This window comes from Craterilacuibacter sp. (genome assembly GCF_051659485.1).
Lineage (GTDB): Bacteria > Pseudomonadota > Gammaproteobacteria > Burkholderiales > Chromobacteriaceae > Craterilacuibacter.
On record NZ_JBOFOO010000040.1, the window covers coordinates 1 to 11,026 of the forward strand.

Sequence of the window (11,026 nt, forward strand, 5' to 3'; positions counted from 1 at the left end):
CCTGATCACCCCGATCAAGATGACGCTAGAGTCTGCTGTCGAGTTTATCGACGACGACGAACTGGTTGAAATCACACCGCAATCCATCCGTATCCGTAAGCGTTTCCTGCAAGAGCACGATCGCCGCAAGAACCGCAACGCCTGATTCAGGTTTGCCGGATAGAGAAAAGCCCGACGCTAGCGTCGGGCTTTTTGTTGGTTTAGCTTAAGGCGAGACCCAGTCCCATGCCGATCAGTGTGGCCGCGAAAGTGGGCAGGCAGCGTAGCGCCAGTGCCCGCCCGCCCAAGGTGGTGATCAGTCCGAACTTGAACGCGCTGTTGGCGGCGATGGCCAGCAGCATGGCGACAATCAGGCTGTGTTCATCTATCTGTGCCTTGCCCAGCATCTGGTATAGCGTCAGCGTGATGGCATCCACATCGTTCAGGCCGCTGATCAGGGCCACAAAATAGAGCCCCTTGCTGCCGAACAGCTCGTTAAGCCAGGCGCTGACTATCAGTACCACGGCAAACAGCACGGCAAAGCCCAGTGCCAGACGTAGCTGGGTCGGGTTTTGCAGCTCCAGCCCATGCTGGGGGCGGAGCATATGATCCTTGCGCAGTATCAGCCCTGCCGCCAACAGGCCAAAAATCAGCGCGGGGAGTAATAGTTTGGCAACAGCGGGCAGTGCGGCCGGCATGACCAGTGCGGTGACCAGCAGCAGGCGCACGAACAGTACCAGATTGGCTAGCAGGATGATCTGGCTGGCCAGTGGCAGCGCATCCGGATGGGCTCGCGCTTCGCGCGCATAGACCAGGGTGGTGGCGGTCGAGGAGACCACGCCACCCATGATGCCCAGTATCGGTGCGCCAAAACGCGGGCCTAGCGTCTTGAGCGCCAGAAAACCGGCCAGGCCCACGCCGACGATCAGTACCACCAGTAGCCAGACCTTATAGGGGTTGAACGCTTGGTACGGACCAAAGCTGTGATCGGGCAATAGCGGCAGGATGATAAAGGTCAGTGCACAAAACTGGATGATGGACAGCAGGTCGCGGCGGGATAGTTCGTGCGACAGGCTGGATAGCTCGCGTTTCAGATACAGCAGCAAGGTGGTGAGTACGCCCAGCGCGATGGCCAGTTGTACCTGGCCATGCCACACCAGAACGCCCAGGCCATAGCTGATGAATAGCGCGGCCTGAGTGGTGGTGCGCGAGTCGCGCAGGCGTTCGGGCGGGGAGGGCAAAAAGCTCAGGCTGCCGATCAGTAGCAAACCGATGGCCGGCAGCCACGGCGTTTGGGTGTGCTGTGCCAGCATGGCCAGCAAGGTGCCAAGCAAGGTGGCCAGCGCAAAGGTGCGGATGCCGGCGATGGTATCGGACTTGCGCTCGCGCTCGACGCCGATAAACAGGCCGATGGCGATGCTGGTGGCAAACAGCGGCAGGACTTCGAACGGCGTGCCGCTTAAACGCAGCCAATGGTTGATGGGGAGATCGACCATGGCTGCGTGCCCTTATTCCAGATGCTGACGGATGGAGGCTTCGATGCCGGCGGCGTTCAGGCCGCAGGAGGCCAGCTGCTGCGCCGGATCACCATGATCGACAAAGTGGTCGGGCAGTCCCAGTTGCAGTACCGCAGCGCCAAGCTTAGCCGCCTCCATCACTTCGATACAGGCCGAACCTGCGCCACCCATGATCACGTTTTCTTCTGCGGTCACGATCAGGCTGTGTGTCTGTGCCAGTTCGCGTACCAAGTCTGCATCCAGCGGTTTGACAAAGCGCATATCGGCCACGGTGGCGTCCAGCTTTTCGGCGGCAGATAGCGCCGGCTGTACCATGCTGCCAAAGGCGAGGATGGCGATGCCGCTCTTGCCCTGACGCCGGACTATGCCCTTGCCTAGCGGCATGGCGGACATCTCCTTGACGATTTCGGCACCACAGCCGGTGCCGCGCGGATAGCGCACTGCAGTCGGCGTGTCCTGCAGGTAGGCGGTGTACAACATCTGGCGGCATTCGTTTTCGTCGGATGGCGCCATCACCATCAGGTTCGGAATGCAGCGCAGGAAGGACAAATCAAAAGCACCGCCGTGGGTCGGGCCGTCGGCACCGACGAGGCCGGCGCGGTCGATGGCAAACATCACCGGCAGGTTTTGTAGTGCCACATCGTGGATCAGCTGGTCGTAGCCGCGCTGCAAAAAAGTCGAATAGATGGCAAGCACCGGTTTCATGCCGTCGCAGGCCATGCCGGCGGCGAAGGTGACTGCGTGCTGCTCGGCAATGGCGACATCGAAGTAGCGCTCGGCGTGTTCGGTCGCGAAGCGCACCATGCCCGAGCCCTCGCGCATCGCCGGGGTGATGCCGACCAGGCGGTGATCTTTCTTGGCCATATCGCACAGCCAGTCACCAAATACCTGCGTGTAGCTGGGCTTGCCGCCGGTCTTGCCGGCAGCAAGACCACTTTGTGGATCGAATTTGGCGACGCCGTGGTAGGCAATCGGGTCTTTTTCCGCCAGCTTGTAGCCTTGGCCCTTCTTGGTGACTACATGCAGGAATTGCGGGCCCTTCAGACTCTTGATGTTTTTCAGTGTCTCGACCAGCGTTTCGAGATCATGGCCGTCTATCGGGCCGATATAGTTAAAGCCGAAGGCTTCAAACAGGGTGCTGGGTGTCAGCATGCCCTTGACGTGCTCCTCGACCTTGCTCGCCAGCTCGCGTACCGGCGGCACGATGCCCAGCACCTTGCTCGAGCCTTCGCGCACGCTGCTGTAAAAGCGGCTGGACAAGAGCTTGGCCAGATAGTTGTTGAGCGCGCCTACATTGGGCGAGATCGACATATCGTTGTCGTTGAGGACCACCAGCAAATTGGTATCCATCGCGCCGGCACTATTCAGCGCCTCGAAGGCCTGGCCGGCAGTCAGCGCGCCGTCACCGATAATGGCGACACAGCTGCGGTCTATCTTGAGTGCCTTGGCGGCCACCGCCATCCCCAGCGCCGCGCCTATGCTGGTGGAGGAATGGCCGACGCCGAAGGTGTCGTACGGCGACTCTTCGCGCTTGGGGAACCCGGCCAGACCGTCTTTCTGGCGCATGGTATGCATGCGCTCCCGTCGTCCGGTCAGTATTTTGTGCGGGTAGGTCTGGTGCCCAACATCCCACACCAGTCGGTCGTCGGGCGTGTTGAATACATAGTGCAGGGCGATGGTCAGTTCGATGCTGCCCAGGTTGGAGGCCAGATGGCCACCGGTCTGGCTGACCGATTCCACCAGAAAGGCACGCAGTTCGCGTGCCAGCTGGGGCAACTGGGCGCGTGTGAGGCGGCGCAGGTCGGCAGGGCTATCGATGGTGTCGAGCAGGGCTGTTGTTGTCATGTATTGCTGTTCAGAAAGAGCGTTCGACGATGTAGCTGCCAAGCTGGCGCAATCTTGCGGCTTTTTCGGCGAAGGGTTCGAGCGCAGTGTAGGCATCGCTGGAGAGTTCACTGGCAAATTCGCGTGCACGGGCAAGTCCCATCAGACTGACGTAAGTCGGTTTATCGTTGGCGGCATCCTTGCCGGCCGTCTTGCCCAGCGCCTGGCTGTCGGCGTCGACGTCCAGTACATCGTCCACCACCTGAAAAGCGAGGCCCATGCACTTGGCGAAGTGATCCAGCGTGGCCCGCTCGTCTGTGGCCAGCGGCGTGCCGGCCAGCGCACCCAGCATCACCGATGCGCGTATCAGCGCGCCGGTTTTCATCAGATGCATATACTCCAGCTCGGGCAGCGACAGTGCCTGCCCGACACTGGCAAGATCAATGGCCTGGCCGCCAGCCATGCCGGCATGGCCCGAGGCGCGAGCCAGCGTCTGCACCATGGCCAGCTGGGTGGCGGGGCTGATGCCGTCCATGGGCTGCGACAGCAGGTCAAAGGCCAGTGTCTGCAGTGCATCACCGCTTAATAATGCGGTGGCTTCATCAAAAGCGATATGGCAGGTCGCCTTGCCACGGCGCAGGACATCATCGTCCATGCACGGCATGTCGTCGTGGATCAGCGAGTAGACATGGATCAGTTCGACCGCAGCGGCGATGCGTGCAAGATTTTTTTCGCTGGCACCGGTCAGTTCGCCTGCCGCGTAGACCAGTAGCGGGCGCACGCGTTTGCCACCCTCCAGCGTGCTGTAGCGCATGGCTCCATGCAGGGCGCGTGGCGCGTGGGCAGCATCCGGCAGCAGGGCCGCCAGCGTGTGCTCCATGTCTTGCTGGATGCCCAGCATCCACAGGCTAAAATTTTCAGCTTGCATCAGGCAGAACCAGAGGTTTGAGTTCGTCGTTTTCCAATACCTTGAGCTGCTGCTCGGCGTCGGCCAGTTTGGCCTGGCAGAATTTGATCAGCTCGGTGCCTTGCTTGTAAGACGCCAGAGCACCTTCCAGCGGCATGTCGCCACTTTCCATGGCTTGAATGATATCTTCCAGCTGGGCAAGTGCGCTCTCGAAGCTGGCGGCTGTTTTGGCGGCTCTGGCCATATTGTCATTCCTTAAGCATCAATACGTTTTGCCGCCCATTGTAGGGCTAACGCCCCGTCCTGCCTAGCGACAGGGGGCGTTAGCCGCGGCTTAGTCCGCTGCCTGTTCGCGCTTGGGGAAGGCGAGCGAGAGCAGAACCGAGCCGATGATGACGACGAACACCACCCCCAGGGAAATGGCGGTCGGGATGTGGAATACCTTGACGATCAGCATCTTGACGCCAATGAAGGTCAGCACCACCGCCAAGCCGAATTTCAGCAGGTGGAAGCGGTCGGCCACATCTGCCAGCAGGAAATACATGGCACGCAGACCCAAAATGGCGAAAATATTCGAGGTCAGCACGATAAACGGATCGGTGGTGACTGCGAAAATAGCCGGGATGCTGTCTACGGCAAACACCACATCCGACAGCTCTATCATCACCAGCACCAGGAACATCGGTGTAGCGTAGCGCAGGCCGTCCTTGACGATGAAAAATTTCTCTCCATGCATCTGGTCGGTCATGCGGATATGGCGGCGCAGGAACTTGAGGATGGGGTTATCGGCCAGATCAGCGGCTTCTTCCTTCTCCGGTAGCATCATCTTCAGGCCGGTAAACACCAGGAAAGCGCCGAAGATATACAGCACCCAGGCGAATTCCTTCACCAGTGCCGCGCCGACGCCGACCATCACCGCGCGCAGGATAATGGCACCGAATACACCATAGACCAGCACCCGGCGCTGATACTCGGGCGGTACCTTGAAGTAGGCGAAGATCATCAGGAAAACAAAGATATTATCTACCGCCAGCGACTTCTCGATTACATAGCCGGTGAGGAACTCCAGTGTTTTCTCGTGGGCGATGGCCGGGCCGAAGGCCGGGTCCAGCTTCAGGTCCCAGTACAGCCATGCTGCGAACGATAGCGCAACCGTGACCCAGACGCAGGACCAGGCCAGTGCTTCCTTGACCCCGACCTTGTGTGCGCCTTTTTTGTTGAGTGCGACAATATCGACCGCCAGCATGATCAGCACGGCAATGAAAAAGACGCCGTAAAAGAAGGGCGAGCCGATGTCCGGCATGGCCTGTTGCATGGGTAAGCTCCTGATGCGAGTTGACTGTCAGGGGCGTATTTCCCCTGACATTGTTATTTAACCGCATATTGTGGTGTAGTTGGCGCCATCTGGCTACTGCCAACATAAAGGTTGACCGGCATGAAATCGATTTTGATCAGCGGCTGTTCCAGCGGTATTGGCTACACGGTGGCACATGGGCTTAAAAAACGCGGTTGGCGCGTGTTTGCTACCTGCCGCAGTGCGGCCGATGTCGCCCGCCTGCAAGGCGAGGGCTTGGAGGTGTTGCAGCTGGATGTGGACGACAGTGCCAGCATTGCCGGCTGCGTTGCCGAAGTGCTGTCCCGTACCGGCGGCACCCTTGATGCGCTATTCAATAATGCAGGCTATGGCCAGCCCGGAGCGGCCGAGGATATTTCGCGCCATGCGCTGCGCGCGCAGTTTGAGACCAATCTGTTTGGCGCATGGGAGCTGATGAACGCGGTGCTGCCGGCCATGCGCCAGCAAGGGCACGGCCGCATTCTGTATAACAGCTCGGTGCTGGGGTTTGCCGCCATGAAGTATCGCGGCGCCTACAACGCCAGCAAGTACGCGATGGAAGGCCTGTGCGACACCCTGCGGCTGGAGCTTGCCGGCACGGGCATTGCTGTCAGCCTGATCGAGCCCGGCCCCATCATCAGCCGTTTTCGCCCCAATGCGCTGGCCAAGTTCCTTGAAAACGTGAATATCGCGGCCAGTGTGCACCGGGTGTCGTACGAGGCGCAGCTGGTGCGCCTCAAAAAGGAAGGCGAGGCGGCACCGTTTACCCTGCCCGAGTCGGCGGTGCTGGATGCGGTGCTCAAGGCGCTTGCCGCCGGCAAACCGGCAGCGCGTTACCGGGTGACCGTGCCTACGCATCTGTTCTGGTATTTGAAGCGGCTGCTGCCGACGCGGGTGCTGGACGCGCTGCTTGGCCGCGCCGCCTGATAGATGTGCCATACAAAAGGCCCCGCCAGATACCGTTCTGACGGGGCCTTGATTATTGCCGTGGGCGGATTAGCTGCTGCTTGCCACCGTGGCCGCAGCAGGCAGCGTGTCTTCGCCTGCGATACAGGCTGCGGCGGTGAACAGTACATCGGTGGACGAGTTGAGTGCGGTTTCGGCCGAGTCCTGCAACACGCCGATGATGAAGCCGACGGCGACGACCTGCATCGCGATATCGTTGGAGATACCGAACAGGCTGCACGCCAGCGGGATCAATAGCAGCGAGCCGCCCGCGACACCTGACGCGCCACAGGCGCATACGGCAGCAACGACGGAGAGCAGCAGGGCCGTCGGTACGTCAACCACGATGCCCAGCGTATGCACGGCGGCCAGCGCCAGTACGGTGATGGTGATCGCCGCGCCACCCATATTGATGGTGGCGCCCAGCGGGATGGAGACGGCGTAAGTGTCTTCATGCAGGCCCAGCTTTTTGCACAGTTCCATATTCACCGGAATATTGGCGGCCGAACTACGGGTAAAGAAGGCGGTGATGCCGCTTTCCTTCAGGCAGGTGAAAACCAGCGGGAACGGGTTGCGACGGATTTTCCAGAACACGATCAGCGGGTTGAGTACCAGTGCCACCAAGAGCATGCTGCCTATCAGTACCGCCAGCAACTGGGCGTAGCCCCATAGCGCGCCAAAACCGGTGGTGGCCAGTGTCGAGGCGATCAGGCCGAAGATGCCCAGCGGGGCGAAGCGGATTACCACATGCACGATAAAGGTGATGCCGTAGGAAAGGTCATGCACCACCAGCTTGGTACTGTCCGATGCATGGCGCAGTGCAATCCCCAGCGCGATGGCCCACGCCAGAATGCCGACGAAATTGGCGGTGAGTAGCGCATTGACCGGATTGTCGACCACATTCAAGAGCAGGGTCTTGAGGACTTCGGTGATGCCGCCCGGTGGCGACAGCTCGCCGCTGTGCGAAACCAGCGTCAGCATGGTCGGGAAGGCAAAGCTCATCATTACCGCCACCAGTGCAGCGGAGAAGGTGCCCAGCAGGTAGAGCACCAGAATAGGGCGGATATGGGTAGGCTGGCCTTTTTTATGGTTGGCGATGGAGGCTGCCACCAGCACAAACACCAGTATCGGTGCCACCGCTTTCAGCGCGCTGATAAACAGCGAGCCCAATAGCCCCACCGATTTGGCGGCTGCCGGTGAGACCAGCGTGAGTATCACGCCGGCAACGAGGCCGAGCAAAATCTGGCTGACGAGCGAGCCTTGGGTAATGTAGCGGATCAGACGATGCATGTTTTTCCTTTGTACCCGGCTTGTGCTGCATAGGCGCGCAAGCCTGTTGTTGTCGTTCTCCGGATGGCCGGACTATGCCGGTCTTGATTCCAGATGGATGGGAAAGCCAGTCTAGCTTTAAAAGAGTGTGCTTTGGAAGTGCTTGTATACATTCGATTGTTTTTTGTCGCATCAAGACAAGTTGTCGCCCGCATGGTATGCCCGGCGTGCCGGCAAGACGGGGCAGGCTGCGGTGCGTTATAATCGGCGTCATTTTTTTGCGTTCTTACAAGACACCTGACACGACCATGGAACTTGCCAAAAGCTTTGAACCGGGCGACATCGAGCGCCGCTGGTACGACACCTGGAATCAGGCCGGCTACTTCAAGCCGAGCATGGATACTTCCAAGCCTTCTTTCTGCATCCAGTTGCCGCCGCCTAACGTCACCGGCACGCTGCATATGGGGCATGCCTTCAACCAGACCATCATGGATGGCCTGGCCCGCTACTACCGCATGAAGGGCGACAACACGCTGTGGGTGCCGGGCACCGACCATGCCGGCATCGCCACCCAGATCGTGGTGGAGCGGCAGTTGGCCGAGCAGGGCGTGTCGCGCCACGACCTGGGCCGCGACGCGTTTATTGGCAAGGTGTGGGAGTGGAAGGAAAAGTCCGGCGGCACCATCACCAGCCAGATGCGCCGCGTCGGCTGCTCGGTGGACTGGGACAAGGAATACTTCACCATGGACGACAAAATGTCGACCGCGGTGACAGAAGTCTTCGTGCGCCTGTTCGAGCAAGGCCTGATCTACCGTGGCAAGCGTCTGGTGAACTGGGACCCGAAACTGGGCACCGCCGTGTCCGACCTCGAGGTGATCTCGGAAGAAGAAGACGGCAAGATGTGGCATATCCGCTATCCGGTGGTCGGCTCTGACGATGTGGTGGTGGTTGCCACCACCCGTCCGGAAACGCTGCTGGGTGACGTCGCCGTCGCCATCAACCCGAGCGACGAGCGCTACCAGCACCTGTTGGGCAAGCAGCTCGAGCTGCCGCTGACCGGCCGCACCATTCCGGTGATTGCCGACGACTATGTCGATGCCGCCTTCGGTACCGGCTTCGTCAAGATCACCCCGGCGCACGATTTCAACGACTATCAGGTCGGCAAGCGTCACGCCACCCAGCTGATCAATGTGATGAGCCTGGAAGCCACCATGCTGGCCAAGGCGCAGGTATTCGGCTTTGACGGCAGCGCGCAGGGCGGTTTCGACCTGCCGGCCGCCTACGCCGGCCTGTCCACCAGCGATGCCCGTAAGGCGATGCTGGCCGATCTGGACGCCGCCGGCCTACTTATCGAAACCAAGCCGCACAAGCTGATGGTGCCGCGCGGCGACCGTACCGGCTCGGTGATCGAGCCTTTGCTGACCGACCAGTGGTTTGTTGCGATGACCAAGGTGGGCGAGGGCGACGCCACCGGCAAGAGCATCACCCAGAAGGCCATCGACGCGGTGGAATCGGGCGAAGTGCGCTTCGTGCCGGAAAACTGGGTCAACACCTACAACCAGTGGATGAACAACATCCAGGACTGGTGTATCAGCCGCCAGCTGTGGTGGGGCCACCAGATCCCGGCCTGGTACGACGAAGACGGCAAGGCCTATGTTGGCCGTACGCTGGAAGAAGTGCAGGCACAGGCACCGGGCAAGACCCTGCGTCGTGACGAAGACGTGCTCGACACCTGGTTCTCGTCGGCACTGGTGCCGTTCTCCAGCCTGGGCTGGCCGAACGAGACGCCGGAACTGAAAGCCTTCGTGCCGTCGCAAGTGCTGGTCACCGGCTACGAGATCATCTTCTTCTGGGTTGCCCGGATGATCATGATGACCACCCACTTCCTGGGCAAGGTCCCGTTCAAGGACGTCTACATCCACGGCATCGTGCGCGACCACGAAGGCAAGAAGATGTCCAAGTCCGAGGGCAATGTGATTGATCCGGTCGATCTGATCGACGGCATCGACCTGCCGCGCCTGACTGAAAAACGCACCACCGGCCTGCGCCGCCCGGAAAAGGCGCCGCAGATCGCCAAGTCCACCGAGAAGCTGTTCCCCGAAGGCATTCCGGCCTACGGCACCGACGCGCTGCGCTTCACCATGGCCAGCTACGCGAGTCTGGGCCGTTCGGTCAACTTCGACTTCAAGCGCGCCGAAGGCTACCGCAACTTCTGCAACAAGCTGTGGAACGCCACCCGCTACGTGATGATGAACGTCGAGGGCAAGGACTGCGGTCAGGACGAAACCCTGGCGCTGGAATACAGCTTCGTCGACCAGTGGATCATCGGCCGCTTGCAGCAGGCTGAAGCCGACGTCACCCAGGCGCTGGAAACCTACCGCTTCGATTTGGCGGCGCAGGTGATCTACGAGTTTGTGTGGAACGAGTACTGCGACTGGTATCTGGAGCTGAGCAAGGTCCAGCTGCAAAACGGCAATGAAGCGCAGCAACGTGCCACCCGCCGCACCCTGGTGCGCGTGCTGGAAGTGGCGCTGCGTCTGGCCCACCCTATCATGCCGTTCATCACCGAAGAGCTGTGGCAGACCGTGGCGCCGCTGGCCAATGCCAAGAACAGCGAGTCCATCGTGATCGCGGCCTGGCCGGTCGCCGTGCCGGAAAAAATCAATGCCGCGTCCAACGCGCGCATGGATGCTTTCAAGGACATGGTCAACGCGGTGCGCAACCTGCGCGGCGAGATGGGCCTTGGCCCGGCGGTGAAAGCGCCGCTGTTTGTCGAAGGTGCCGACGACTGCGCCGACTTCCTGCCTTATATCAAGCTGTTGTGCCGCATTTCGGAGGCCTCCATCGTCGCCGCGCTGCCGGCTGACAGCGATGCACCGGTCGCCATTTCGGGCAATGCACGCATGATGCTGAAGGTGGAAATCGACAAGGCCGCCGAAAGCGCGCGTATCAACAAGGAAATCGGCAAGACCGAAGCCGAACTCGCTCGACTGAACGGCAAGCTGGAGAAGCCGGGCTATATCGACAAGGCGCCGGCGCATCTGGTCGAGCGCGACAAGGCGCAACTGGCTGAGTTCAGCGACAAGCTGGACAAGCTGAAGGCGCAGTTGATCAAGCTGGCTTGATACGCAAGCGTCATCCATGATAAAACCCCTGCCATTGTAAATGGCGGGGGTTTTTATTTTGGAGATTACTTTAAGTGCAGGAAATGATGGTGATGTGTTTGATTCAATTAAGGAGGCTTATGATATT

Annotated in this window: 9 protein-coding genes; 3 read left to right on the forward strand and 6 right to left on the reverse strand. The window is 60.2% G+C overall.

All coding sequences use genetic code 11. The features are described 5' to 3' along the window. Window positions 1-145: hypothetical protein (locus tag ACRC1E_RS01195; RefSeq protein ID WP_438513292.1), on the forward strand; the 145-nt coding region annotated here is incomplete at its 5' end. Between the two features lie 55 nt (window positions 146-200). Here ACRC1E_RS01195 and ACRC1E_RS01200 read toward each other — a convergent pair. The 5 genes from ACRC1E_RS01200 to ACRC1E_RS01220 all read right to left on the reverse strand — a co-directional run bounded on the left by ACRC1E_RS01200 (window position 201) and on the right by ACRC1E_RS01220 (window position 5,542). Then, complete coding sequence (locus ACRC1E_RS01200; RefSeq protein WP_438513284.1) at window positions 201-1,475, reverse strand: MgtC/SapB family protein; 1,275 nt, start codon at window positions 1,473-1,475, stop codon at window positions 201-203. 12 nt (window positions 1,476-1,487) lie between these two features. Next, window positions 1,488-3,341, reverse strand: coding sequence for a 1-deoxy-D-xylulose-5-phosphate synthase (gene dxs / locus ACRC1E_RS01205; RefSeq protein WP_438513285.1), 1,854 nt, complete (start codon window positions 3,339-3,341; stop codon window positions 1,488-1,490). 10 nt (window positions 3,342-3,351) lie between these two features. After that, window positions 3,352-4,248, reverse strand: a complete 897-nt coding sequence (locus ACRC1E_RS01210; protein WP_438513286.1) for a polyprenyl synthetase family protein — start codon at window positions 4,246-4,248, stop codon at window positions 3,352-3,354. Further along, a complete protein-coding gene (locus ACRC1E_RS01215; RefSeq protein ID WP_438513287.1) occupies window positions 4,238-4,471 on the reverse strand; it encodes an exodeoxyribonuclease VII small subunit in 234 nt (77 codons plus the stop codon). The genes ACRC1E_RS01210 and ACRC1E_RS01215 overlap by 11 nt, the downstream gene beginning before the upstream one ends. A gap of 90 nt (window positions 4,472-4,561) precedes the next feature. Continuing rightward, a complete protein-coding gene (locus ACRC1E_RS01220; RefSeq protein WP_438513288.1) occupies window positions 4,562-5,542 on the reverse strand; it encodes a TerC family protein in 981 nt (326 codons plus the stop codon). A gap of 120 nt (window positions 5,543-5,662) precedes the next feature. Between ACRC1E_RS01220 and ACRC1E_RS01225 the strand changes: the two genes are divergently transcribed. After that, the gene (locus ACRC1E_RS01225) at window positions 5,663-6,487 is read left to right on the forward strand and encodes an SDR family NAD(P)-dependent oxidoreductase (protein ID WP_438513289.1); all 825 of its coding nucleotides are present in this window, start codon (window positions 5,663-5,665) and stop codon (window positions 6,485-6,487) included. A gap of 69 nt (window positions 6,488-6,556) precedes the next feature. On the opposite strand, the gene sstT is transcribed toward ACRC1E_RS01225, so the two are convergent. Further along, the gene (gene sstT / locus ACRC1E_RS01230) at window positions 6,557-7,795 is read right to left on the reverse strand and encodes a serine/threonine transporter SstT (protein ID WP_438513290.1); all 1,239 of its coding nucleotides are present in this window, start codon (window positions 7,793-7,795) and stop codon (window positions 6,557-6,559) included. 287 nt (window positions 7,796-8,082) lie between these two features. Between sstT and ACRC1E_RS01235 the strand changes: the two genes are divergently transcribed. After that, a complete protein-coding gene (locus ACRC1E_RS01235) occupies window positions 8,083-10,899 on the forward strand; it encodes a valine--tRNA ligase (RefSeq protein ID WP_438513291.1) in 2,817 nt (938 codons plus the stop codon). Window positions 10,900-11,026 lie beyond the last annotated feature (127 nt).

Bases quoted from the DNA above. Each gene is read 5' to 3' on its own strand.
- ACRC1E_RS01235 (WP_438513291.1), top strand. From the start codon at position 8,083: ATGGAACTTGCCAAAAGCTTTGAACCGGGCGACATCGAGCGCCGCTGG.
- ACRC1E_RS01225 (WP_438513289.1), top strand. From the start codon at position 5,663: ATGAAATCGATTTTGATCAGCGGCTGTTCCAGCGGTATTGGCTACACG.
- ACRC1E_RS01200 (WP_438513284.1), bottom strand. From the start codon at position 1,475: ATGGTCGATCTCCCCATCAACCATTGGCTGCGTTTAAGCGGCACGCCG.
- dxs (WP_438513285.1), bottom strand. From the start codon at position 3,341: ATGACAACAACAGCCCTGCTCGACACCATCGATAGCCCTGCCGACCTG.
- ACRC1E_RS01215 (WP_438513287.1), bottom strand. From the start codon at position 4,471: ATGGCCAGAGCCGCCAAAACAGCCGCCAGCTTCGAGAGCGCACTTGCC.
- sstT (WP_438513290.1), bottom strand. From the start codon at position 7,795: ATGCATCGTCTGATCCGCTACATTACCCAAGGCTCGCTCGTCAGCCAG.
- ACRC1E_RS01220 (WP_438513288.1), bottom strand. From the start codon at position 5,542: ATGCAACAGGCCATGCCGGACATCGGCTCGCCCTTCTTTTACGGCGTC.
- ACRC1E_RS01210 (WP_438513286.1), bottom strand. From the start codon at position 4,248: ATGCAAGCTGAAAATTTTAGCCTGTGGATGCTGGGCATCCAGCAAGAC.